The organism is Nonomuraea insulae, from assembly GCF_042656245.1.
Genome location: NZ_JBHSPA010000094.1, coordinates 166,269 through 189,507, shown reverse-complemented (window position 1 = coordinate 189,507; position 23,239 = coordinate 166,269). Strand labels below are relative to the sequence as shown.

General features: G+C 68.2%; 22 protein-coding genes. 11 read left to right on the top strand and 11 right to left on the bottom strand.

Annotation, left to right across the window (positions count from 1 at the left end; translation table 11 throughout):
- Positions 1-649: hypothetical protein (locus ACFPZ3_RS57985; RefSeq protein ID WP_379523023.1), on the bottom strand; the 649-nt coding region annotated here is incomplete at its 3' end.
- 892 nt (positions 650-1,541) lie between these two features.
- Here ACFPZ3_RS57985 and ACFPZ3_RS57980 point away from each other — a divergent pair.
- Together ACFPZ3_RS57980 and ACFPZ3_RS57975 are read left to right on the top strand one after the other, a co-directional pair.
- Complete coding sequence (locus ACFPZ3_RS57980; protein WP_379523022.1) at positions 1,542-2,012, top strand: TetR-like C-terminal domain-containing protein; 471 nt, start codon at positions 1,542-1,544, stop codon at positions 2,010-2,012.
- A gap of 54 nt (positions 2,013-2,066) precedes the next feature.
- Entirely contained in the window at positions 2,067-2,966 is a 900-nt protein-coding gene (locus ACFPZ3_RS57975) for an NADP-dependent oxidoreductase (RefSeq protein WP_379523021.1), read from the top strand.
- 144 nt (positions 2,967-3,110) lie between these two features.
- Here ACFPZ3_RS57975 and ACFPZ3_RS57970 read toward each other — a convergent pair whose 3' ends face one another.
- Together ACFPZ3_RS57970 and ACFPZ3_RS57965 are read right to left on the bottom strand one after the other, a co-directional pair.
- Positions 3,111-4,259 carry a tyrosine-type recombinase/integrase gene (locus ACFPZ3_RS57970; protein WP_379523020.1) on the bottom strand — a complete coding sequence of 383 codons (1,149 nt, stop codon included), beginning with the start codon at positions 4,257-4,259 and terminating at the stop codon, positions 3,111-3,113.
- Entirely contained in the window at positions 4,256-4,540 is a 285-nt protein-coding gene (locus tag ACFPZ3_RS57965) for a hypothetical protein (protein WP_379523019.1), read from the bottom strand. The genes ACFPZ3_RS57970 and ACFPZ3_RS57965 overlap by 4 nt, the downstream gene beginning before the upstream one ends.
- A 196-nt stretch (positions 4,541-4,736) precedes the next feature.
- On the opposite strand from ACFPZ3_RS57965, the gene ACFPZ3_RS57960 reads away from it, so the two are divergent.
- From ACFPZ3_RS57960 to ACFPZ3_RS57945, 4 genes are all read left to right on the top strand, one after another.
- Positions 4,737-4,973, top strand: a complete 237-nt coding sequence (locus ACFPZ3_RS57960; RefSeq protein ID WP_379523018.1) for a rhodanese-like domain-containing protein — start codon at positions 4,737-4,739, stop codon at positions 4,971-4,973.
- Positions 4,970-6,160 (top strand): cysteine desulfurase family protein, encoded by a 1,191-nt coding sequence (locus ACFPZ3_RS57955; RefSeq protein ID WP_379523017.1) that lies wholly within the window; start codon positions 4,970-4,972, stop codon positions 6,158-6,160. The genes ACFPZ3_RS57960 and ACFPZ3_RS57955 overlap by 4 nt, the downstream gene beginning before the upstream one ends.
- Before the next feature lie 45 nt (positions 6,161-6,205).
- Complete coding sequence (locus tag ACFPZ3_RS57950) at positions 6,206-7,480, top strand: trans-sulfuration enzyme family protein (protein ID WP_379523016.1); 1,275 nt, start codon at positions 6,206-6,208, stop codon at positions 7,478-7,480.
- 117 nt (positions 7,481-7,597) lie between these two features.
- Positions 7,598-8,863, top strand: a complete 1,266-nt coding sequence (locus tag ACFPZ3_RS57945; protein WP_379523015.1) for an MFS transporter — start codon at positions 7,598-7,600, stop codon at positions 8,861-8,863.
- Positions 8,864-8,942: 79 nt separating this feature from the next.
- On the opposite strand, the gene ACFPZ3_RS57940 is transcribed toward ACFPZ3_RS57945, so the two are convergent.
- The 4 genes from ACFPZ3_RS57940 to ACFPZ3_RS57925 form a co-directional block, all read right to left on the bottom strand.
- Complete coding sequence (locus ACFPZ3_RS57940; protein ID WP_379523014.1) at positions 8,943-10,157, bottom strand: RNA polymerase sigma factor; 1,215 nt, start codon at positions 10,155-10,157, stop codon at positions 8,943-8,945.
- A complete protein-coding gene (locus ACFPZ3_RS57935; protein ID WP_379523013.1) occupies positions 10,154-10,492 on the bottom strand; it encodes a YciI family protein in 339 nt (112 codons plus the stop codon). The genes ACFPZ3_RS57940 and ACFPZ3_RS57935 overlap by 4 nt, the downstream gene beginning before the upstream one ends.
- Positions 10,493-10,552: 60 nt before the next feature.
- Positions 10,553-10,951, bottom strand: coding sequence for a VOC family protein (locus tag ACFPZ3_RS57930; RefSeq protein ID WP_379523012.1), 399 nt, complete (start codon positions 10,949-10,951; stop codon positions 10,553-10,555).
- A 1,605-nt stretch (positions 10,952-12,556) separates the two neighbouring features.
- Positions 12,557-12,799: a hypothetical protein gene (locus ACFPZ3_RS57925; protein WP_379523011.1), complete on the bottom strand. Its 243-nt coding sequence runs from the start codon at positions 12,797-12,799 to the stop codon at positions 12,557-12,559.
- 71 nt (positions 12,800-12,870) lie between these two features.
- On the opposite strand from ACFPZ3_RS57925, the gene ACFPZ3_RS57920 reads away from it, so the two are divergent.
- Together ACFPZ3_RS57920 and ACFPZ3_RS70375 are read left to right on the top strand one after the other, a co-directional pair.
- Positions 12,871-13,125, top strand: a complete 255-nt coding sequence (locus ACFPZ3_RS57920; RefSeq protein ID WP_379523010.1) for a DUF6531 domain-containing protein — start codon at positions 12,871-12,873, stop codon at positions 13,123-13,125.
- Positions 13,089-14,018, top strand: a complete 930-nt coding sequence (locus ACFPZ3_RS70375) for a hypothetical protein (RefSeq protein ID WP_379523009.1) — start codon at positions 13,089-13,091, stop codon at positions 14,016-14,018. The genes ACFPZ3_RS57920 and ACFPZ3_RS70375 overlap by 37 nt, the downstream gene beginning before the upstream one ends.
- Positions 14,019-14,883: 865 nt before the next feature.
- Here the strand turns inward: ACFPZ3_RS70375 and ACFPZ3_RS57905 are convergent.
- Together ACFPZ3_RS57905 and ACFPZ3_RS57900 are read right to left on the bottom strand one after the other, a co-directional pair.
- A complete protein-coding gene (locus ACFPZ3_RS57905) occupies positions 14,884-16,731 on the bottom strand; it encodes a condensation domain-containing protein (protein WP_379523008.1) in 1,848 nt (615 codons plus the stop codon).
- Between the two features lie 134 nt (positions 16,732-16,865).
- Entirely contained in the window at positions 16,866-17,240 is a 375-nt protein-coding gene (locus ACFPZ3_RS57900; RefSeq protein WP_379523007.1) for an ectoine synthase, read from the bottom strand.
- 195 nt (positions 17,241-17,435) lie between these two features.
- Between ACFPZ3_RS57900 and ACFPZ3_RS57895 the strand changes: the two genes are divergently transcribed.
- Positions 17,436-18,263, top strand: a complete 828-nt coding sequence (locus ACFPZ3_RS57895; RefSeq protein WP_379523006.1) for a phytanoyl-CoA dioxygenase family protein — start codon at positions 17,436-17,438, stop codon at positions 18,261-18,263.
- Here the strand turns inward: ACFPZ3_RS57895 and ACFPZ3_RS57890 are convergent.
- Together ACFPZ3_RS57890 and ACFPZ3_RS57885 are read right to left on the bottom strand one after the other, a co-directional pair.
- Positions 18,260-19,378: a hypothetical protein gene (locus tag ACFPZ3_RS57890; protein WP_379523005.1), complete on the bottom strand. Its 1,119-nt coding sequence runs from the start codon at positions 19,376-19,378 to the stop codon at positions 18,260-18,262. The two genes, ACFPZ3_RS57895 and ACFPZ3_RS57890, sit on opposite strands and share 4 nt — an antisense overlap.
- Before the next feature lie 12 nt (positions 19,379-19,390).
- Positions 19,391-20,776 carry an aldehyde dehydrogenase family protein gene (locus tag ACFPZ3_RS57885; protein ID WP_379523004.1) on the bottom strand — a complete coding sequence of 462 codons (1,386 nt, stop codon included), beginning with the start codon at positions 20,774-20,776 and terminating at the stop codon, positions 19,391-19,393.
- Between the two features lie 187 nt (positions 20,777-20,963).
- Here ACFPZ3_RS57885 and ACFPZ3_RS57880 point away from each other — a divergent pair, with 187 nt between their 5' ends.
- Both ACFPZ3_RS57880 and ACFPZ3_RS57875 read left to right on the top strand, forming a co-directional pair.
- Positions 20,964-21,893 (top strand): 3-oxoacyl-[acyl-carrier-protein] synthase III C-terminal domain-containing protein, encoded by a 930-nt coding sequence (locus tag ACFPZ3_RS57880; RefSeq protein ID WP_379523003.1) that lies wholly within the window; start codon positions 20,964-20,966, stop codon positions 21,891-21,893.
- Positions 21,890-23,227, top strand: a complete 1,338-nt coding sequence (locus tag ACFPZ3_RS57875) for a preATP grasp domain-containing protein (protein WP_379523002.1) — start codon at positions 21,890-21,892, stop codon at positions 23,225-23,227. The genes ACFPZ3_RS57880 and ACFPZ3_RS57875 overlap by 4 nt, the downstream gene beginning before the upstream one ends.
- The last annotated feature ends 12 nt before the right edge of the window (positions 23,228-23,239 follow it).

Below are 23,239 nucleotides of genomic sequence, written 5' to 3'. Positions count from 1 at the left end.
GAGCATGCCCGACCCCTGGAAGGGATGGATGTGGCTGCGCACCGCCCACGTCCAGGACCTCCTCACCGGCCTGGCCCGCGGTCGCATCCCCCTGACTCACCAGGCGCTTCACCAGCTCCCCAGCTGGCGGACCGTCGCCTATCTGCGCGACCTGCTGATGGCCTGCGGCGTGCTCCCGGCCATCGACAAGCAGCTCCTGCACACCGAAACCTGGCTCACCCACCGCCTCGCCGAACTCGACGGCCACGCGCACGAGCCGCTCCTGCACCGGTTCGCCACCTGGCATCTCCTGCCCGCCCTGCGCGCTCGCGCCGCCCGCCAGCCCCTCACCGCCAGCGTCCCCCGATTTGCCGGCGAACAGTTCACCTACGCCCAAGCCTTCCTGACCTGGCTCAACGAGCATGACCTTGATCGACGGCTGCCGCTCGCGAAGGTATTCCACCAGCAGGTCCCGAATCGGGCGGCACCGGATCGGATAGCGGTCCACGAGCTCTTCGATGCTCAGCTGGCCCAGGGCCTGGCCGAACGCCCGGATCGTGGCCGGGGCGTCGTCGGAGAAGACGCCCATCGTCCGCAGCCGCAGGTAGAAGTCGACCTTGTGCTGACCGCCGCGGACGTGGACCCGGCGGTGGGTGTCGAACAGTTCCACGCAGTCTCCGACGGTGATGTCCCGGATTCCGAGGCCCGGACCCCGCTGGAGACCCAGAACGCGATCAGGGCCCGGTCTCGGTTCGACGGCAGCGCAGCGAACAGCGTGTTGAACCATTCGTCCGGGATCGAGCGCGGGATGCGCCGTGGGACGCTGGGCCTGTAGCGACCCGTCTTCTCCGGCACCCAGGCGTCCATCGGGTCGTGGTGCGCGTGCGCGCGGCCGGAGCGACGCGCCAGGTCCAGCGGGAACAGGTTGAGCAGCGGCCCGGAGCCTGCATCGCGATGCAGATCGTAAAACCGCCGCAGCACCGTCTCGCTTGAACGACGGTCGAAGGGGCATAGCCCGGTCCTAACGTCGGCTTCCCAGTCACCGGATTCGGAGTTCCCGCGACCCGCGCCGATCGCCGCCGCGCCCCAGCAGTCGCCCTGGGCTTGACCGCGCCTTGGATCCAGCAGCTGAAGTCCCGCGCCTCCACACGCGTCGCCCGATCCCAGGCCACGTCGACGGCGTGCAGGAACCTTCTCTGCACCAAGCAAGAGGACACGCGGCGTTGATCGGGTCAGGTCCTCACCGGTTGACCGTCTCGCTGTCACATCTCGCGGCCCCGGTCGGTGCCGCGAGGCGATCGCGCAACGTCCTGTCATGCCGATGAGTGGACACCTGACTTTGGGTTGGCGCGGAAAGCCGCAGCTTGCAGGTTGGATCGAACCAAGATACTTTCGATACGAAACGGTATCGTAGCGGAAGTGAGGTGCGGGTGGGTACTTCGGAGTCCAGCGGCATGACTCAGCCCTCGGTGATGGGACGGCCACGGGATTCCAACTGTGACCTGGCCATGCTTGACGCGACACTGTCACTGCTGGCCGAGGTGGGATACGAGTAGCTCTCGATGGAGGCGGTGGCTGGGCGTTCCGGGGCAGCGAAGACGACGATCTACCGGCGGTACCGCGACAAGGCGGCGCTGGTCGCCGCAGCGGTCGAGCGCCGCGCGCCCGCGAAGCCCCCACAGCCTGAGGGAGAGAGTCTCCGGGAGGACGTGCATTCCCTGGCGGCATGGCTCGCGTGGAGCATCTCCGAACAGGACATGGGTCTGCTGGGGGCCCTGTTCGCCGGCATGCGCAAGGACGCGCGACTTGCCCAGGTGATGCGGCGGATCCTGCGGCGGGACGAGACCGCGATGACGGACAGACTTGTTCGCCAAGCGGCCGAGCGACTGGCGCCCGGGGCGGCAACGCTCTTTGCCGAGGTCGCACCCGCGGTGATCGTGCATCGCATCGTGGTCGTGGGCGAACCGTGCGACGCCGCCTTCGTTGCGCATCTCGTCGACGACATCCTCTTGCCACTCCTTTGCCGTACCTGAGCGTCCTCACACGCGATCCGGCCGACTCGAATCACTCGCAAACCAGGAGACGTGATGAAAGCAGTACGCTACGACCGTTTTTCAGGCATCGACGGGATCTACCTCGCGAACGTCCCCGAGCCCGTGGCCGGCCCGGGTGAAGTGGTCGTGCGGGTCGAAGCAGGTGCGCTCAACCCTGGGGCGCTGCCGGCGCTGCACGGCAGTTCGTACACGCCGGGCCGCGATCTCGCCGGTGAAGTCGTGGCGGTCGGTGCCGATGTGCTCGGTTTCACCACCGGTGACGCGGTGCTGGGCCGGCTCCAGAGCTGGGACGCCCATGCCCAGTTCGTCGCCATCCCCGCAGACCAGCTAGCGAGCAAACCTCAAGCCCTCTCCTGGGACGTGGCGGGCTCGCTCTACACCACACCGATGGCGGGCCTCGGTGCCATCCGAGCGGTTGAACCCCGGTCGGGCGAGACCATCGTGATCTCGGGCGCATCGGGCGGCGTCGGGTTCACCGCCGCCCAGCTCGCACTCCGTGCCGGAGCGAGGGTGATCGGTCTGACCAGCGACGCACATTTCGACCTGCTCCGCCACCATGGCATCGAGCCTGTCCAGTACGGCGACGGCGAACAGGATCGGATCCTCGCCATGACCGACCGAGCCGATGCCTTCATCGACGCCGTCGGTGGCGGCTACATCGACCTCGCCATCAACCTCGGCGTTCCGATAGACCGCATCGACACCGTCGTCGACTATCGCGGAGCGAAAGAGAAGGGCGTCAAATCTCTCGGAACGACCGATGCCGGCGGCTCCCCGGCACTGGCCGAACTGGCCGCCCTCGCCGCTACCGGCGACCTGCACATCCCCATCGCCGCAACGTACCCACTCACCGCCGTGCGCGACGCCTATCAGGCATTGGCCGACCGCAAGACCCACGGGCGCATCGTGCTGCACCCCCAAGATCTTGTCTGAACCACCCTCGTCCCACATCCGCTCATGCCGCATTGAGGACGCTTCGCCAGCTCGCAAGCGGGGGCCTCCCCCTGAGTGGTGGAGCCGGCCAACTCGCGGAGCACGGATTCGGTGGCGATGACCGCCTGCAGGCAATACATCCATTCATCCTCGCCTGGCCGCTGATCGCACCGCGATGCCGGGTATGCCGAGATCGACCGGCGCGACCCTGGCGAGTCGACGGGTCTGGTCTCGCTTCTGGCGCAGGAAAGACAGGGTGAGGTCGATTCCTTCGATCTCACCGAGCCATCCCTCTGCTTCGGCCCGGGCCCGGCGGGCCAGAAGGTCGACTTCGATCTCGTCGAGGCGGGGCGACATCCTCGGGTTAATGTTGATCATGGGACATCTCAGACAGGCGTGCTCATGCTGGCAAGGTGTCGAGTAGGGGCGTGCGCATCCTCCCAGCTCGACTTTGCGCTGGTCGAAGTGCTCCTCGAAACCAAGCCCTTCGGGTTCAGTGACCGATCTGTACTCGTCGGTTGGCCTGGCCTGGCGGCGCCGGTCGAGAAAACCCTGGTAGTGCCGGACGACGTCCTCGTTGAACACGTAGTTCATGGTTGTGGCGATCCAGGCGTGTCCTAACAGCTGCTGGATCGCGATCAGGTCCATCCCCGAGGTATAGAGCCGGGAGGAGCAGAAGTGCCGCAGGACGTGTGGGGTGACAACGTCCGGCCAGTCCGGCAGATGCGTCTGCGCTGCTCTGGCCAGCGCGGCGCGGATCGTCTCGTCCCCGACCCGCGCCGTGCTCCCATCGGTGTTCTTCCGCTCCGACAACAGCAGCGGAACGCCGGGCCTGGTGTGGTCGTCGCCGAACTGGCCCCACACGTCCTCGACGAACCAGCGCAGCGTCCCGCCCGCGTTGTTGATCAGGGGGGCCATCCGCTCACGCGGACCCGAGCCGCGGGCGCCCTTGCCGAGACGGACGTGGAGCTTGCCGAACCGGCCGAGGTCCCACTTGATGTCGGGCAGGTCGAGCTTGCAGGTCTCGTTGACACGCAGGCCGACGTCGGCCATCAACCGACAGGCGGTGAAGTTCCGGGCGGCGGGCGCGAACTTCCGGCAGGTCGCCAGTTCTTCCCGCCACCCAGCGAACAGCCTGCCGACCTGGTCGCTGGTCGGCGGGATGCGGAGCTTGGCCTGCTGGCGGCCGCGTGGCAGGTTCTTCTCGTCGATCGGGCATTCGACGATGCGGCCGGTCATCTGGTGAATCTCGATCTTGTGACGCAGTTCCAGGAACAGGTAGAACGTCTTCAACGCCTGAGCCCGCGCCAACCGCGTGCCTTCGCCGTGCTGCGCAGCACCTTGCCGAAGTAGACGTCGGCGTCAGCGGGTTCCATCTCCCATAGCGGCCGGCCGAACCACGCCCGCACCTGCTCCAAGTGCACCACGTCGGATGAGATCGTGCCGTCCGACAGCCCTGCGGCCGCCCGTGCCAGCACGAACCCGGCCAGCACATCGGTCTCCAGCGCTTCCAGGTCCTCAGCAGTGGCCGGAGCACGCGCCACCCGAAGATCTTTCACCACCGCCAGCGTCAACTCCGGCCTCCTCGCCTTCACCATCACAGCAAGACGAACGAGCAAGACGATAGACCTTCAGAATTCCTGAAATCTCATCAATGCTTGAAGAAGCCGGAGCGCCAGCACATAAGCCCAGGTCCTGCGGCTACAGAAGCCCAAGAGACTCGAAGCAACTCACGGGATATTTCTTACACGCGGCGGGATGGGCGGTGGGATGAGCGGCCACATCCCGGGCGCCGTCTGCATCCCGGTCGCCGAGCTGGCCGAGCGCATCAGCGAACTGCCCGAGGGCTGCGAGATCGTCGTGTACTGCCGGGGTGAGTACTGCGTGCTCGCCTACGACGCGGTCCGGCTGCTGACTGATCGTGGCCGCCGGGCGATCCGGCTCAGCGACGGCATGCTGGAGTGGCGGTTGTCCGAGCTGCCCGTCGAGGCCGGAGCACCGGCATGACCGCTCGCCCCGCCCCGCAGTCCCTCCCAGTGGCCCTGCCGCATCCGGGGCTGGTCGGCGGGCCGGTCTACCTCGACTACAACGCCACCACCCCCGTCGACCCGCGCGTGGCCGAGCAGATGGCGGCGCATGTGGGCGGCCTGTTCGGCAACCCCTCCAGCGGCCACGCCTACGGTGAACGACCCCGCGCGGCACTGCAGCACGCGCGCGAGCAGGTCGCCACCCTGATCGGCGCCCGCCCGAGCGAGATCGTGTTCACCGCGTCCGGCTCCGAAGCCGACCTGCTTGCCCTGCGCGGCGCGGTCCTCGCCTCCGGCCGCCCGCGCCCGCACGTGATCACCCAGGCCACCGAGCACCCGGCCGTCCTGGCAACCTGCCGCGCCCTGGAACGCCTGCACGGCGTCCGGGTGACGGTGCTGCCGGTCGGCGGCGACGGCCTGCTCGACCCGTCCACGCTGGCCGCCGCCGTGGACGAGGACACGGTGCTGGTGTCGGTGATGGCCGCCAACAACGAGACCGGCGCCCTGCAGCCGATCGAGGACCTCGCAGCGCTCGCCCACAGCCGCGGGGCGCTGCTGCACTGCGACGCCGCCCAGGCCGTCGGGAAGATCGGTGTGGACGTCGAGGCGCTGGGCGTGGACCTGCTCACCGTGGTCGGGCACAAGATGTACGCGCCCAAGGGCATCGCCGCGCTGTACGTCCGCGACGGCGTGGCCTTGGAGCCGGTCGTCTACGGCGGCGGACAGGAACGCGGCCTGCGCGCCGGCACCGAGAATGCCGCCCTGGCCGCCGCGCTCGGCACCGCCGCAGACCTGGCCGCCCGCGATCTGGCCGACGGCGAGCCCGCCCGCCTGGCCGCCCTGCGCGACGGCCTCCACCGCAGGCTGGCCGACGGCCTGCGCGGCCGGGTACACCTCAACGGCCCCCTCCAGGGGCGGCTGCCCAACACGCTGAACGTCAGCATCGACGGCGTCCTCGGCCACGAACTGCTCGCCGCCCTGCCCCAGCTGGCGGCCTCCACCGGCTCGGCCTGCCACAGCGGCACCCACACCCCCTCCCCGGTGCTGACCGCCATGGGCCTGGACGCCGATCGCGCCCTCGCCGCGGTACGGCTGTCCCTGGGCCGCTGGAGCACCCCCGCCGACCTCGACACGGCCGCGACCGCACTGATCAAGGCCGCCGCCTGAGCACGCCGACCAGTCCAGCGTGAACCCCACCCCGGCAGGAGAGGCATGAGCGACCACACCCCGCCCGAGAACACCCCGCCCGAGAACAACGTGCCTGGGGCCCACGCGGCTGAGGCCGCCGCGCCGGGCGTCATCGCCCGCGGCACCCAGGGGCAAGGACTGGCCACGCGCAGCGTGCACGCCGGCGAACGCCGTGATCCCGAAGGTGCCATCCACACCCCGCTGTATGCGCACTCCACGTTCGCGTTCGCCTCCACCGCCGACCTGCTCGACGTCGTCGAGGGCCGCAAAAGCGGCAACCTCTACACCCGCTACGGCCTCAACCCCATCATCCGCTCACTGGAGGACAAGCTCGCCGACTTGGAAGGCGGCCAGCAGGCCCTCGCCTTCTCCTCCGGCATGGCCGCCGAAGCGGCCATCTTCCTGGCCTGCGCCCGCACCGGCGAGCACATCGTATGCCTGGGCGACGTCTGCGGCGGCACCTTCGAACTGCTCGGAGTCAATCTGCCGCAACTCGGCATCACCACCACCTTCCTGCGCGCCGACGAAGTGAGCCGGCTCGGCGAGGTGCTGACCGGCCGGACCCGGATCGTGTTCTTCGAGACGCCGTCCAACCCGACGCTGGACGTCTTCGACATCGCCGCGATCTCCGCCCAGGCCCGCCAGGCCGGCACGCTGACGGTCGTCGACAACACCTTCGCCACCCCGGTCAACCAGAACCCGCTGCAGCACGGCGCGGACCTGGTCATCCACTCCGCCACCAAGTACCTGGGCGGACATTCGGACCTGACCGCCGGCGCCCTCATCGGAGGGGCCGATCTGCTGGCCCCGGTGGCGATGTGGCGCAAGAACCTCGGCCAGGTCATCGCCCCGCAAGCCGCCGACCTGCTGGCCCGCTCCATCCGCTCCCTGCCGGTCCGGGTACGCGCGCAGAACGAGACCGCGGCCGCCCTCGCCGCCTTCCTGGCCGCCCACCCGCGCGTGCGCCGGGTGCACTACCCCGGCCTTGCCCCCGGGGAGGCCAAGAAGATCGTGGAGGCGCAGATGCGCGGCGCCGGCGGCATGCTCAGCGCCGTCCTGGACGCCACCGCCGAACAGACCGCCGCCGTGGTGGACCGGCTGCGCCTGTTCGCCATCGCCCCCAGCCTCGGCGGCGTGGAAAGCCTCATCACCCAGCCCATCACCACCACCCACCACGGCCTCGACCCCGGCGAACGCGCCCGCCGCGGCATCGCCGACAGCATGATCCGCCTGTCGGTCGGCCTGGAAGACGCCGACGACCTCATCGCCGACCTCGCCCAAGCCCTCGACGCCCCCTGACCGCTGCGACAGCACCGCACCCGCGAACCACCGCCGCCCAGCGGCCCGGCCTGGCCAGCTCTGCGGAGCAGGCCAGACGGCCCGGGCGGCGGCCCCCTCAGCGAAAGAACCACCCTTGTGACCAGCACCACCCCTGCCCCGCCCACCACGACATCCCCGCAGGCGCAGCGCCGCATCCTGACCGTTCTGGTCATCTCCCAGATCCTCAGCGGCGCCGGACTGGCGGCCGGCATCACCGTCGGCGCCCTGCTCGCCCAGGCCATGCTCGGCTCCACCGGCCTGGCCGGAGTCCCGAGCGCCCTGTTCACCGCCGGCTCCGCCCTGGCCGCCGTCGCCGTCAGCCGCATCTCCCACCACCGCGGACGCCGCCCCGGCCTGGCCGCCGGCTACTTCACCGGAGCCATCGGCAGCGCCGGCATCATCGCCGCCGCCGTCACCGGCAACGCCGTCCTGCTGTTCCTGGCCCTGTTCGTCTACGGCGCCGGCAGCGCCACCAACCTCCAAGCCCGCTACGCCGGCGCCGACCTGGCCAGCCCGGCCCACCGCGGACGCGCCGTGTCCACCGTCCTGGTCGCTACCACCGTCGGCGGCGTCGCCGGCCCCAACCTCGCCGCCCCCACCGGCGACCTCGCCCACGCCCTCGGCATCCCGCACCTGGCCGGCCCCTTCCTGCTGACCGGAGCCGCCTACGCCCTGGCCGCCCTGGTGCTGACCCTCTGGCTGCGCCCCGACCCGCTGCTGCTCGCCCGCACCCTCCACACCCAGCAGACCCCCTCCACCCCTACCGGCACTACCACCACGTCCGATCAGCAGCACGGCGTGGCCGGGCGGCGCAGCCTCGGAGTGCTGTTGGGCGCCCTGGTCATGATCCTCACCCAGCTCATCATGGTCGCGATCATGACCATGACGCCCGTGCACATGCACGACCACGGCCATGGCACCGCCGCCTCCGGCCTCGTCATCGCCATCCATGTGGCCGCCATGTACCTGCCCTCACCGCTGACCGGATGGCTGGTCGACCGCTACGGCCGCCTTAAGGTCGCCTCCGCCTCCGGCCTCACCCTCCTGGCCGCCGGGATCGTCGCCGCAACCGCGCCCGGCGACTCCGTCGCCCTGCTGTCCCTCGCCCTGGCCCTGCTCGGGCTCGGCTGGAACTTCGGCCTCGTCTCCGGCACCGCCATCATCACCGACGCCGTTCCCCTGGCCACCCGCGCCAAGACGCAAGGCATGGTCGACGTGTCGATCTCCATCGCCGGCGCCACCGGCGGTCTGGCCTCCGGCCTCGTCGTCGCCGCCGCTGGATACCCCCTGCTCGCCGTGGCCTGCGGCGTCCTGGCCCTGGCCGTCCTGCCCGCCATCGCCGCCACCGCCGGCAGCCGATGAAACCGCCGCCATCCTCGGCACCATGACCGGCGCGGCGAGCCCTCGGCAGACGTGATCACCGTGGCGATGAGTCGTACCGTCAATCCCAGGCCAGGCGTTGCTCCAGCAGCGCCTGCTGGGCGGGGTTGGCGGTCAGCTCCAGCGCCCGCTCATCGGCCCGGCGTGCCTCCTCGCGCCGGCCCAGATCGCGCAGCAGTTCGGCCCGGGTGGCGTGCAAGAGTGGATAGCGCTCCAGCACGTTGCCGAGGTCGTTCAGCTCGGCCAGAGCCGCCTCGGGACCCCGGACGTGCCGCAGGGCGATGGCCCGGTGCAACCGCGTGACAGGCGAGGGGGCCAGGTGCAGCAGCATGTCGTACAGCACCAGGATCTGCGCCCAGTCGGTGGCAGCGAAGGTCTCGGCCTCGGCGTGGCAGGCCACGATCGCCGCCTGCAGCTGGTACGGCCCCGGCCGATGGTGAGCGCGGGCGGCCCGCATCAGCAGCGCCGTGGCCTGCTCGATGGCCTGCCGATCCCACAAGCCGCGGTCCTGGTCGGCCAGCAGCACCAGATGCCCCTGCGCGTCGAAACGGGCCCCGCCCCGAGCTCGATGCAGTCGGATCAGCGCCAGCAGCCCGGCCACCTCCGGCTCTTTCGGCATCAGGCTCACCAGCAGCGCGGCCAGCCACTCGGCGTCGTCGACCAGGTCGCGCGCCTGCGCCCGCTCGACCGTGCTCGATAGATAGCCCTCGTTGAACAGCAGGTAGATGACCGCCAGCACACCGCTGACGCGCTGCGGCAGCTCCTCCTCGGCAGGAATGCGGTACGGGATCCCGGCCTCGGCGATCTTCCGCTTGGCGCGGGTGATGCGCTGCGCGACCGTGGCCTCCGCGACGACGAACGCCGCAGCGATCTGCGCCGTGCTCAGCCCGCACACCACCCGCAACGTCAAGGCGACCTGCGCGGCCCGCGACAGCGCCGGGTGGCAGCAGGTGAAGATCAGCCGCAACCGATCATTACGCACCGCCGATTCCGGCCAGCGCAGCCGAGCGAGCTTGGCCAGGTAGTTCGACTCCCGGCGCAGTACGTCCAGGCCGCGCCGCCGCGCCACGGTGAACAACCACGCGTCCGGCCGCTCCGGCACCCCCTCGACCGGCCAGCGGCGCAGCGCGACCTCCACCGCGTCCTGCACCAGGTCCTCGGCGGCGGCGAAGTCGCCCAGCAGCGTGACCAGGGACGCGGCCAGCCGGCCCGCGTGCTCGCGCACCACGCGGGCCAGCACCTGCTGGCTCACGCCCTCGGGGACCGGCTCGCTCATGAGGCGGGGCGGATCTCCACGATCGGGCAGGCCGGCCACGAGCGGGCCAGCCTCAGCGCCTCGTCCAGGTCGGCCACCTCGACTTCTGCGAACCCGCTGACCACCTCTTTGCCCTCCACGAACGGCCCGTCCGTGACGACCGGCTCGCCCTGATCCAGCCGCACTGTGGTCGCGGTGTGCACCGGCGCCAGGTGCGTATGGTGAGTGATCTTGTCGGCGTTCTCGGCGAACCACCGGCCCACCGCCTCGTAGGCGGCCCGCTGCTCCAGCTCGCCCATCGCCCCCAGTTGCTTGGCGAACTGCTCGGTCTCGATGAACATCAGCACATACCTCACGTGCCCCTCCTGCCCCTTGCTGCCTGTCAGTCGCTGGGTCGCGGATACCGTTTCCCCAAATCAGCTTGCCGGGAGCGCGGCGTACAGGTCCACGCCGCCCCCGTCCGGGTCAGCCACCGTCGCGTAGCGCATTCCCCAGAACGCGTCGAACGGCTCGGCGATCCCGCGATAGCCCGCCTCGACGAGCTCGGCGTACTTGGCGTCCACCCCGGCCGGGCTCTCGAACTCGAAGCACAGCAGGGTACGCGGCCCGCCAGCCGGCGCCCTCCAGCCGGGTAGGAACGGCGTGCGGAAACCCTCAGTGTCCAGCATCACATGCAGCCCGTTCGGCAGGTCGCAGCCTGCGTGCTCGGGCGAGCGCTCATCGACCTTGAACTCCAGCCCGAGCCGGGCATAGAAGGCGATCGAGGCGTCCATGTCGGACACCACGATGTCGATCGTGTTCAGGGCGGGATTCATGGAGCTCTCCTTGAGATCGGATCGGTAAGGCTTCGCGGCCGTTGCGGGCGCCCTGGCGTCACGACATAGGCCACAGGCGTGTCGGCGGTCATGCTCGTCGACGGCCCTCATCAGCAAGACGATTGACCGAGCCCCCGATACGACACTGGTGGCAAGAAACCTCGCGCATACCGGGCAAGGTGCCCCGGTCCACGCGTCGTCGGGCTGCCGGTCGGGCACGCTGCGCTCCACGATGCTCACCACATTGGGGACCTTCGGAAATGCGGACGCTCCTTACCGGTCGACGTCGTGTGATCATTCTCGAGCCAGGGCGGCAGTCGCTGCCGCGAGTAGGGCCAGGGCGGCGTCGCCCTGCAGGAATGACCGAGCGATCATGAGCAAATTCCGGTCCGCTGAGGAAGCCAGGCAGCAGCCGCTGGAAGCAGCCCGATCTTGCCGGAAGGCGATTTGATCAACACGTGGCCAGGCGAGCAACGTAACCAGGGAAGGGATGCCCGTCAAGCCTTCTCGCATGGTGTTCTCTTGGTCGTCTCACGGGTCTTACCTGGCCGACGCGCTCATCCCGCGCCTGGCTGGCTCGGTCATGCGAAGGCAAACCACGCGATCACGGACGACTTCCACTCCGCGGAGGGCTCGATGCGTCAGCCACCGCGAAATGGTGGCATCTGCACTATGAGCGGCTTGATCAATTCTTGGCACGGCAGTGCGGGGAAACCTGAATCGGGGTGCCCGTCAGGTGTTCCGGCTTGGTGTTCCGTTGGTCTTCTCGCGGGTCTGGCTTGGGAAACGACCCCAAATCGGGGTCGGAACGCCCGGCCATGTGCCGGACCCGTGCCGAAGAGCAACCAGCGAGCAACCAACGGCGTGTCTCCGCCCCGCCGGAGGCCCCTGAAAATCGAGTAATCGCAGGTCAGATGGAGTATAGGGTAGTAGGGCGCCCTGGGCTCGAACCCGGAACCTGCGGATTAAAAGAATCCTCGGTTAGTGTCGTCCGCTGTCGCGATGTGTTGTTTTGTACTGTCCTTTCCGTGATTTTCTTCACCGCGGTGTCGGTTGCTATCAATGCGTGTCCGCCAATGCCGCGCACACGCGAGCAACCACCGAGCAACCATGCGTTCTTGACCATTCGACGTGATGCGCCATTTGTCCCTGTCTCGCGTGCGGCGGGTCGGTGCGGATGGGGGTTGAACTGCGGGCTCGGCCGGTTGCGTACAGCCCCGCGGAACCTCATCAAGGGTCGGGCAGGCGGGGTGATCACATGCCGGGTGGTTGGGAGACTCTCGGGCCGGCGGGCGATCCTGCTCCGGGGGATCCGGTCCAGGTGCGGGCGCTGGCGACGCGTCTGTTGGAGCAGGCGAAGCTGGCCGAGGACAACACGGCCCGGCTGAACGGGGTTTCGGGCAACACTTCGGCGTTGGACATGCGCGGCGATTACGCGGTCAAGTACGCCGAGGCGCTGAAGACTCCGCCCGGTGAGCTGGCCAAGCTGGGTAAGGCCTATCGCGGCGCTGGTGCCGCGCTGAGCACCTACGCGGGCAGTCTGGAGCAGGCCAAGACGCAGGCCGGTAGCGCATTGCGGCAGGGACAGGCGGCGGAGGAGCAGTATCAGGGCGCGCTGCGCGAGGTACGGGCGCAACTGCCTGCTTCGGCCGCGTCGGGCAGTCTGGCCGAGGTGGAGGCGTCGGTCAGACTGCCGATCCGGCTGTCCAGGCGGCGGTACGGCCCGCCGTGGCGCGGGCGCGGAACGCCGAGGCGGACCGGGACCGGGATCATCGGCACCGGTGGCGTGGCGGGCGCGATCCTGGCCGGGGCGGCGGTGGTGGCGGGGGCGGTGGTGTTCGCCGACACGCTGAACAAGTACCGGCAGGGCAGGGCGAGCCTGGGACAGGTCGTGCTGGACGGGATCGGGGTGTTCCCAGGTGGCCGTCAGGTGGGGTTGCCGGCGCAGGGCGGCAAGGCGGTCGCGGCGCTGGGTGGGCTGGCGGCGGTGGTTCGGCCCGGGCTGGGCCTCCACCTTCGACCAGCGGCTGGAGATCGACGAGGAGGGCGTGCTCCTGGCTCCGGCCACTGGCGCAATCCTCAGCTTCCCGCATCCCGGTCCCGATGAGGTGGTGCCGCCCGAGGGGGTCCGCGGCTGTTGCCGGCCGGCGACGGCGACGACGGGCATCAGGTGACGGATCCCGCCACTGGCCACACCCTGCACTTCGCCGCAGCAGAAGAAGGCGACACCGCGGAAGCCGCCTCCGGGGTGGCCCGGGTGCTGCCGCTCTCCGCGATCACCGACCGCAACGGCAACCGCATCGACCTGCACTACACCGGCGGCATGCTCGCCGAGGTGGCCCACTCGGCCGGCTACCACCTCGACATCGAAACCCACGCCGGCCTGATCGTGTCGATACGGCTACGAGAGGCAGGCCAGACCCTCATCACCTACCGCTATGACGAACACCACCACCTCACCGAGGTGATCAACTCCTCCGGCCTGCCGCTCCGCTTCACCTACGACGAGCACGGCCGGATGGCCCGCTGGACCGACCGGATCGGCGCCTGGTACGCCTACACCTACGACGACCAGGGCCGATGCGTACACGGCACGGGCTCCCATGGCGTGTACGACGTCGAGATCGAATACCGCGACGGCGGGACCGTGGCCCGCGACTCGCTCGGCCACGCCGCGACGTACCACTACAACGAGCTGCTTCAAGTCGTGCGCGAGGTCGACCCGCTGGGGCACGAGACCTGCTACGAGTGGGACCGGTATGGGCATCTGCCAGCCCGCACCGACCCATTGGGACGCACCGATCGGTACGCCTATGACGAGCACGGCCTGCTGACCTCGGTCGTCCGGCCGGACGGCGCGGTGTCCCACCTGGCCCGTGACCAGGCCGGCCGACCGGCCACCGTTGTCGACTCCGATGGCCGTGTGCACGTCCGCGACCACGACCAGCACGGCAACCTGCCTGCCGCGCGGATCACTCCCGACGGCGCCCGCCTGGAGTTCGGCTACGACACCGAATTGCGGGCTGACCCGCGTCAGCAATCCGGACGGCCTGGTCTGGCGCTATGACTACGACGCGACCGGCGCCCTGGCGGACGAGACCGACTTCAACGATCGCCGCCTCATCTACCGGCGGGACCCGGCCGGGCAACTCGTCGAACGCTTCAACGGCGCGGGGGAGAGCACATGCTTCGTCCACGACCTGCTGGGCCGGATCATCGAGCAGCACTCGGGCGACCGCGTCACCACGTTCGAGCACGACGCGCTCGGCCGCCTGATCAGAGCCGTCAACTCCGACGCCGACCTGCGCCTCGACCGTGACGAGGACGGCCGGGTCATCGCCGAGACCTGCAACGGCGCCACCGTGAACACGGCCTACGACCGGCTTGGCCGCCGCGTGCTGCGCCGTAGCCCTTCGGGCGCGCAGAGCCGCTGGGAGTACGACCATCGCGACCTTCCGCAAGCCTTCCACACGGGCGGGCACACCATCACCTTCACCCACGATCCGGCGGGCCGTGAGATTGCCCGCCGGATCGGTTCCAACCTGACCCTGACCAGTGAATGGGACCCCGACTCCCGGCTGCGTTCACACACCTGGAGCGCCGGGCCGTCCGGCAAAAAGGTCCGCCCGCGCCGCAGCTACGCCTATCGGGCCGACGGCCACGTGAGCGCCATCGACGACCTGCTGTCCGGCCGCCGCCGCTTCGACCTCGACCCTGTCGGCCGCGTCACGGCGGTGCACGGCAGCGGTTTCGACGAAGGCCACGCCTACGACCCGGCCGGGCAGATCACCAGGGCATCCTGGGCCACCCCTCACCGGACCAAGGCGAACGCGCCTATACCGGCACCCTGATCCGCAAGGCGGGGCAGGACCGCTTCGACTACGACGCCCAGGGCAGGATCCGCTGCAGCACATCGTCGTACAGGGCCCGGATCAAGCTCCACGTGACGGGTCTTGATGCGGAGCAGGGCCGTTCTCCGTGGCGTTGTCGATTCTCTTGACCAACTCTCCCAGGGTGCGCAAGCTGGTGAAATCGGTCTCGACCAGGTCATGAACGCCCTGTTTCCTCAGGTGCTCGAGAATCAGCCCGATGGAGCTGGCCGGTATGCCCTGCCCGAGTGCGGATTCATCCCAGTCCAGAACCAGCCGCGGCACAATTCTTCCGCACGCCTCCGTGATCAGCTTCTTTCCTCGTCCTGGAGGTCCTCCTGGCGACGGCGGCGCGGGCTTGCCTCGATCGCCCAGGCCGATCAGCTCCAGCTCCGCCGGTACGATCACCGGTGCGGCCGAGTAGACGATGTTCCGGCACGCCAGCCTCACGTCATTCTCATTTGCTCTGGAGCTGTCGTATTCAATCACACCGGCGAGATGTGGCCGGTTGTCCACCATTTTTTGGGTCAGCCGTACGGAGACCACGCCCGAAATCTTGCGCAGCTCGTCCGCCACGACGGAGACGTTGACCCAGCAATTGTCCACTTTGCGCCAGGAAGACGAATGGACGGGTCCGGTGATCAGCGAGCCGGGATCGCCGGTCCGGGTCTCCGGGTCGACGTAGGAATCTGCGCAGTCATTGATGAGCCGGTACATGCCCTTCAGCACATCTGACGACGTCGCCTCATCGATGACCGCCTCCGAGATGTCCAGCGTGCAACTGACCGAATCCGGATGCCTTATGGCCATGAAGTCGATATCCGTGTTCGAGGGTATGGTGTCGGGGGTAAGGACTTTGACCTCGATCGCGCTGTCGGGCTCGGTGTCGAGATTGTGGCCGAGCTGTACGTAGTTGAAAGTCATAGCGGTACGGAAAAAAATTCCCCGCCGGGATGCGGCCAGCACGGATTCGCGCTTGACGGTGTCGTAGTCGTACTCGCCGTACATCATGCCCCGCAGATAGTCCGCGGAGTTTCGCCTGATCCCGTCCGCCAGCGTCCGCACGCCGGACAGGTCGAAATGCAGGAGCGCCGGCTGGGCGACGCAAGTGACACACGAGACGTTCTTGGGCCTACGATTTGCCGACATGGAGAACATGCCCACCTGTGCATTGCTCGACAACTCCGAAAGGATCATGGCGAAGGCCGTGGCCATGATCAAGGGTTCTGTGACCCGTAGCCGATCGGCGATGATGTCCAGTTTCTTGGCAATGATCGAGGAATTGTGGTGCACCTCCACAAACCCCTTCCGGCGCGTCAGGCCGTCGCTCACCCAGGGGAACTGCCTGTTCGGGATCGCGTTCAGCTTCTCTCTCCAGTAGCCGGCCGCTCTCTCCGCCTGCCGCAGTCCGGAGGCTGACCGTTCGTGAAGCGCCAGGTCGATGGGCTGGACCGGCTCGTCGCGAACATCCGCCAGGGCGGGATGGGCGAGCGTCTCAAAAAATTCCTCGGTCAACCTGCTGAAGCCGTGGTGATCAATGCTGGCATGATGGATCAGAACTGCCACGCGCAGGCAAAGAGAGTCGCTTGCCGTACGGATGACGAATTTGACCGGAGGCGCCTCGTAGATATCAAAGACAGTGTCCTGCCGAAGAGAGTCCTGTCGCTCCCACGCATCCTCTTCCGCGGTTACGATGCATCTTTCCGCCGCATCGGCCACCGGAACAACGATTTGGATGGGCGACCCCTCGTACGCATAGTACGTTCGGAGGCCCTCGTGCCTTGCCATCAGGGCGACCAGGACGCGCTTGACCTGTTCGGCCGGCCGGCCTTCTTCGAGCTCCCACTGACCGAAGAAGTTCGCATGCCACTTGCTCCCGGCCGGGAGACTGTTGTGCGCCGCCCAGAACAAGTACTGGCCACGGCACAACGGACCCCGACGCTCTTCTCCTGTACTCAACAGCTACCCCTGCCGCGAAGTCGTGCTCATGGACGCCCATGTCCCCACGCGCAATGCCGAACACCAGCGGTCCCTGACGTCGGCTTTCAGTACTGGGAGAACGCGATCGTGCCGAAGTCGTGCCGCTCGTATCCGTTCAGGGCCGGAGAAAAGACGCAGATGAGCCGCAGGTCCTCCGACGGAGACGCCACGAGGTAGTGGCCGTCGTGCTTGTCCAGCGCATACATGGTGCCCGGCACGATCCGGTGCTCGTTGCCCGCGGCGTCAATGACGATGCCGGTGCCGGACACGCAGTAGCAAGCCTCCAGGTGGTTGCGGTATTGCAGAGGTGAACGGGTGCCCGCCCACACCGTGGTATCAGTCAGTGTGTATCCCATGCCGTCGTCCGCGACCAGCATCCGGCGGCTGATCCCGTTACCCCACTTGACGCCGTCGACCTCGCCGACACGACGAATGATCATTCCCAGCTCCTCACCGCGGGGGAATCGCACACCACACCCGGCCATATTCGCGATCGGTCGTCGTGAACAAGAAGCCCCAGTGGTGCGCTCCATCGGGGCCGGACCATTGTCTGTATCCGATGGAGGAACCAAATTTGGCGGCCCGCGTGGAAGGCTGGAGGCCGACTGCCCCATTCGACCAAGGAGAACAGTGACGTGAGCGCCACCCTGCACAAACACCTCGGCAACGCTCAGATCGCGTCCTACTACCGCGACGGTTACCTGTTGCTCCCGCCGGAGTTTCTCCCGGCCGGTTCCCTGGACAAGGTGGTCGCGGCCTGCCCGGATATTCTCGCCGAGCGCGGGCCCCGTACGGTCCTTGAACGCGACGGCGTCACTGTGCGCTCCGTCTACGGTCCTCATCAGACGAGCACCGCGGTCGAGGGCTTCAGCAAGCTTCCCCAACTGCTCGATGCCGCCGCGAAGCTACTGAACGACGAGGTCTACATCCATCAATCAAAGGTGAACCAAAAGGCGGCTTTCTCGGGCGACCAGTGGGAATGGCACCAGGACTACGTCTACTGGATCCAGAACGATGGCATCAACAGCCCGAATCTGGTCAACGTCGCCGTCTTCCTCGACGAGGTGACGGAGTTCAACGGCCCGCTGACCTTCATCCCCGGCTCTCATCGTGAAGGAGTCCTGGCGGGGACGGACACGCAGGGCATGCCCGTCGGCTACGAGGACGCACCCTCCTGGGTGGCCACGCTCACGGCAACGGAGAAGTTCCAGATCGACCGCTCGGTCATCGCCCGGCTGGCGGGTGCCGGCAACCTGGTCAGCGCGAAGGGCCCAGCCGGCTCGGTGCTGCTGTTCCACCCGAACATCCTGCATGCTTCGCTGCCGAACTTGTCCCCCTTCAACCGGCGGGTGCTGATTCTCGTCTACAACGCCATCGGCAACCCGCCGACGAACACCGTGAACCCCCGCCCCGGCTTTCTGGCCGCCCGCGACACAACCGCTGTCCGGCCTGATGCCGGCTAACGGCTCTCCCACAGCTCGGCGATTCGCGTGAGCCTGGTCAGATAGCCCTCCCCATCATCCTGTGACAGGGTGCCGATGGCCCGCGCATGGCAGTCACAGCCGCGCCAGTCCAGGATCTCCCGCAGTGTGCGGCTTCTGGGCGTGACACGGAAGCGGTTGAGAGCATCCACCACCGCAGGGCGGCACACCTCACAGCCGTCCGGGCGAGAGCGGACGACCTCGTCGAGATCGGGAGCGAACCACGAGATCGACAGGTCGCCCGGGCGCTCGCCGTCCGCGTCGTCGTCCGCACCCTCGGCCAAAAGGCGCAGCAGCATCCACAAGCTGGGTGGCTCCCACAACCCATGCCCATGCGCCCAGCCGAGCAGCGTGCCGGTCTTCGCGCTGAGCGGAAACACCATCTGCGTGGTGAACCCCGCCGCGCGCGCTCCTCGCACGCTGGCGAGAGTGTCACCGAACGCCTCCCTGTGGGACAGGCCCATGCCACCGAGCGTCACATTGGCGATGGATGCGAACTCGAGCTCGGCCAATGTCCTGGCTGCCTCCGTGTACGCGTGCTGCGGTGTGGGCTTGAGGTGACAGAGCGACCGGATCGCCGGATCCCAGGACTCCACCCCCACCTGACCGACCAGGACGGTGCCGGGGAGTGCCGCCCTGATCTCCTGCAGTTTCGCGGCCGTGATCGTCTCTGGCCTGGACTCGAAGGCGAACAGGGCGGGCTCGCGCTCAGCCAGGTGGGCCAGTAGCTGGGCGCGTAGTTCTGGCGGGACCTCGCGCTCGTCGAGGAAACTCCCGGATGGCGACAGATAGATGTGCGCGTGCGGAGGGATCTTGGCAAGCCGCAGCCTCACCGAGCGTGCTACGCGCTGGACATTGATCTCGGGACCGATCCCGTAGTTGCACATGCTGCACTGACCGGCTCTGTCATAGGTGCACCCCCGAGTGCGGAACCAGAGCTGATGCATCTGGACCGTCTCACGGGCGGGACCGGTGGCAGCCTCATAGGTGCGGCCATACACGTTGGTGTGTTCAGGGAACATCGCCCTGTCCTGCCGGATAGCGCGGTTGGCTGCGATCAGAGTTCTGCGCAAGCGCCGTTCAGCGAGTTCCGGCATCGCTCCTGCTCCTTAACGATGGGAGGTGTTCAGCACCTTGATCCGCGTGTACTCCAGCAGGCCCCAGTACCCGTACTCCACGCCGACGCCAGAATCGCGAAGGCCGCCGAAGGGCACGTCATGACGGAGCTCGCCATGGGTGTTGACCCAGACCGTGCCGCAGCGCAGCGCCGCCGCGACGGGGCGGGCGGTGTCGCTGTCCCCCCACACCGAACCGCCGAGGCCATATCCGCTCGCATTGGCCAGGTCCACCGCCTCCTGGACCTCGTCGTAGGCGATGACGGGAATGGCCGGCCCAAACTGCTCGTCAGTTTCCAGGGCGGTACCCGGCGGGAGATCACTGACGACCGTGGGTGGGAAGAAATGGCCTGAGAGGTCCGGCGGTCTGCAATTGCTGACGGCCTTCCCGCCGGCTGACTCCGCCATCGCGACCAGCGTGGTGACCCTCTCCCGCTGCGGTTTGCTCACCAGAGGCCCCAGGTCCGTCGCAGGGTCGAGGCCGTCGCCGAGCGTGACGGCCGCGCATGCTTCCGCCAATGCCGCGGCCAGGTCGGTGGCCTGAGCGCGCGAAACGTACACCCGTTTGATGGCCGCACAGAACTGGCCGCAGTTGCGGGTGGCGGCGGCGAAAACGGCGGGCGCGATCCGCGTCACGTCGGCGCCCGGCAGGACGACGCAGGCGTCGTTGCCGCCGAGTTCGAGTACGACCCGTCGCAGTCCGCGCCCAGCCGCGGCGGCGATGGTCCTGCCCGCGGAGACCGAGCCGGTGAAGGAGACCATGTCGACGCCAGGATGCGTGACGAGGGCCATGCCGAGCTCGGCTCCGCCGCACACCGTGTTGATCACGCCGGGCGGGAGGCGCTGCGTGAGCAGTTCGGCCATGCGCAGGGTGGACAGAGGAGTGAGCGGTGAGGGCTTGACGACAACCGTGTTGCCCGCCAGCAGCGCGGGAGCGAGCTTGACGACGGCGAGAATGATCGGGTAATTCGACGGCGCGATGGCCGCGACCACCCCGTGGGGGATCCGCTCCAGGGTGATACCTGCTTGTTCACCGGTTGGTTCCAGGTGTGAGCTCAAGTCGGCCGTGTGGCCGAACCAGTCGGCCGCCAGACTTACCTCGTCGCGTGCTTCACGCAGCGGCTTGCCCTGCTCGCAGGTCAGCAGCTGGGCCAGTTCCTCGGTGTGGTCGTGAAGGATTTCGCCGCAAGCGCGCAGCAGGATGGATCGGTCCGTCACCGAGGACCGCGACCACATTCGCGCCGCGGCGGACGCGGCGGCGACAGCGGCCTTCACGTCGGCAGCGCTGCTGAGCGGCGCCCGGCCGAAGACCGCCGCGGTCGCGGGGTTCTCCACCGGGATCCAGGACTCGCATACCGCAGGCCGCCCCGCGATAGTCATACGACCGATCATGATCTTCTCCAGTCCCGCGTTCCGGTCAAGTGTCACGCGGGAGGGGATTCGGCGCAGCCCGCCTTCCGGCATACCCAGGCCACCAGGTCCGAGGTGCGGCCATGCGGCGATTGCGGCCTGGCCGCACGGGACGAATTCTCAGAGGGCAAGCTCGCCGGAATTACGAGGAGCTTCCTTGACCGCTATCGAGGCCGTCTCGGACTATGTCCCCGCGCACCGCGTGCCGGTCGGCGTATGCCTGCGGCGGTATGACATCGACGAGAGTCGGGTGCGGCTGTACGAGCACTTCTTCGGTTTCTCCGAGGTCAGGATCGATTCCTCGGCTACGTTGACCGACCTGTTGGTCGCGGCCATGTCTCGACTGGAGCTCGCCGCGGTCGGGCCGCACGTGCGCTACGTCATGCACGCGAGATCCATGCCTGTCGTGGCCCCCTACCCGGTCAACCCGCTACGGCAGGCGTGCGATGCGGTCGGTCTGGGCCATGCCCTCACCTTCAGCCTGACCCACCACGCGTGCGCCTCCGCGCTGTTGGCCATCGACCTGGCCGGAAAGCTGCTGGCAGCTGAGGACGACCCCCGGGCCAGGGCGCTGGTGCTCACCGGTGACAAGGCGTTCACCGCTTCGGCGCGCGTCATCGCCGACACCGGCGTGATGGGAGAGGCATCGGCGGCCGTGCTGGTTCGGCTCGGTGGCGGGCACGACCGGGTGCTGGGCTACGCCACCCATACGCTCGGCCGCTACTACGAGGGACCGTGGATGTCGGCGGAACGCAGTACGGAGTTCAAGGAGCAGTACGCCGAGGCTCTCGCGTCGGTCATCCTTGCCGCCACCGAGTGTGCGGGTATGGCCATGGACGACATCAGGCTGATCCTGCCGCACAACGTCAACCGCATGTCGTGGTTGCGCGTACTGCGCCTGCTGGGCATCGGATCCGACCGGCTCTTCCTGGACAACCTTCCGAAGTTCGGCCACTGCTTCGGCTCGGACTCTTTCATCAACCTGCGGTCCGCTCGTACCCAGGGCCGCCTGAATCGAGGGGATCGCTATCTCATGACCGCGGTCGGCCTGGGCGCGACTTTCTCCGCCATGGTCTTCGAGCATTGATCGGCACCGTGGATCCGGTCCGCCGGTTCAAGACGGCCCTGACCGGCTCGCCCGGGACGCCGCTGGTCCTGGTCGGCAACTTCGACGTGGAGGAGCAGTGGTCCGTCGATGAGCCCGGCCTGCCGAGACCGGCGCTGTCACGGAGCGCGTTGCTCACCCACTGTCTGGGCGAGTTCGCGCTTCTCCTGGCGGGCTCAGACGATCATGTCGTGCTCAAGGCCTCGCCGGACGAGACGTATCTCGCCCACTTGAAGCGCCTCGGGCTGGAACTTCCCCGGATATCGGTTGTCGTGAACCCGGCTCAGGACCGGACCGTGACCGAGGACGCCTTGGCCGATCCGGCTCTGCTGGCCGACCTGGCCCATGCGGCACGGCGCGGTGCGCGACTGTGGCCGCATGGGGTGTCAGCGGCGGAGGAACTGCTGGCGGAGCGGACCGGGGTCGAGCTGGCCGGACCGTCCGCGCGGGTCTGCAAGACGGTGAACAGCAAGATCTACAGTCGTACCATTTCTGCAGATCTCGGTATCCGCCAGCCCCCTGGGATGGTGTGCGCCAGCGTGGCGGACTTCGAGGCGGCTTGCGCGACGGTGCAGGACTGGCTCGCCGCAGGCCGCACCGTGGTGCTGAAGGACGCTTACGGCGTCTCCGGCAAAGGACTTCTGGTCGTCTCCGCAGAAGGACGGCTTGGCCTGCTGCGTCGGATGATCCACCGGCAGAGCGTCCGCCTCGGTACCGACCGGCTCTCCTTGGTCATGGAGGAATGGCTGCCCAAGCGGGCCGACCTCAACTACCAGTTCACCCTCGGCCGCGACGGCGCCGTCCACTTCGACTTCGTCAAGGGAGCACGGACCGAGGCGGGGGTGCACAAAGGCCATCTGATGCCGGCCGAGCTGTCTTCGGCGCATCGCGCCGAGCTGGTGGAGGTCTGCGAACTCCTGGGCACGCGGCTCGCGGCCGATGGCTATTCGGGAGTGGTGGGGGTGGATGCCATCGTCACCACCGATGGCGTGCTGCAGCCGGTCATCGAGATCAACGCTCGCAACAATCTGTCCACCTACCAGGAGCGGCTGAGCCGCCTATGGTCAGGAGACGGCCAGGTCGCGATCGCCACGCACCACTCCCTGGCCCCACGGCCCTCGGTGTCCTTCGCCGAGTTCGCCCGACCCTTCGCCGATCTCGTCCTGGCCCCGGGAGCGCGGGCCGGAGTGCTGGTCATCAATTTCGCGACCGTTGGTGCGGGCCGCCTCTACGTGATCGTTGTCGGTGAATCGCGGACGCAAGTCGACGCCCTCGACCGCGAGATGTCCGGGCGCCTGGCTGCGTACTCGACCTGAAACACCCACCCT

Bases quoted from the DNA above. Each gene is read 5' to 3' on its own strand.
- ACFPZ3_RS57950 (WP_379523016.1), top strand. From the start codon at position 6,206: ATGAGCGACCACACCCCGCCCGAGAACACCCCGCCCGAGAACAACGTG.
- ACFPZ3_RS57885 (WP_379523004.1), bottom strand. From the start codon at position 20,776: ATGACTATCGCGGGGCGGCCTGCGGTATGCGAGTCCTGGATCCCGGTG.
- ACFPZ3_RS57980 (WP_379523022.1), top strand. From the start codon at position 1,542: ATGGAGGCGGTGGCTGGGCGTTCCGGGGCAGCGAAGACGACGATCTAC.
- ACFPZ3_RS57960 (WP_379523018.1), top strand. From the start codon at position 4,737: ATGAGCGGCCACATCCCGGGCGCCGTCTGCATCCCGGTCGCCGAGCTG.
- ACFPZ3_RS57975 (WP_379523021.1), top strand. From the start codon at position 2,067: ATGAAAGCAGTACGCTACGACCGTTTTTCAGGCATCGACGGGATCTAC.
- ACFPZ3_RS57890 (WP_379523005.1), bottom strand. From the start codon at position 19,378: ATGCCGGAACTCGCTGAACGGCGCTTGCGCAGAACTCTGATCGCAGCC.
- ACFPZ3_RS57900 (WP_379523007.1), bottom strand. From the start codon at position 17,240: ATGATCATTCGTCGTGTCGGCGAGGTCGACGGCGTCAAGTGGGGTAAC.
- ACFPZ3_RS57940 (WP_379523014.1), bottom strand. From the start codon at position 10,157: ATGAGCGAGCCGGTCCCCGAGGGCGTGAGCCAGCAGGTGCTGGCCCGC.
- ACFPZ3_RS57955 (WP_379523017.1), top strand. From the start codon at position 4,970: ATGACCGCTCGCCCCGCCCCGCAGTCCCTCCCAGTGGCCCTGCCGCAT.
- ACFPZ3_RS57930 (WP_379523012.1), bottom strand. From the start codon at position 10,951: ATGAATCCCGCCCTGAACACGATCGACATCGTGGTGTCCGACATGGAC.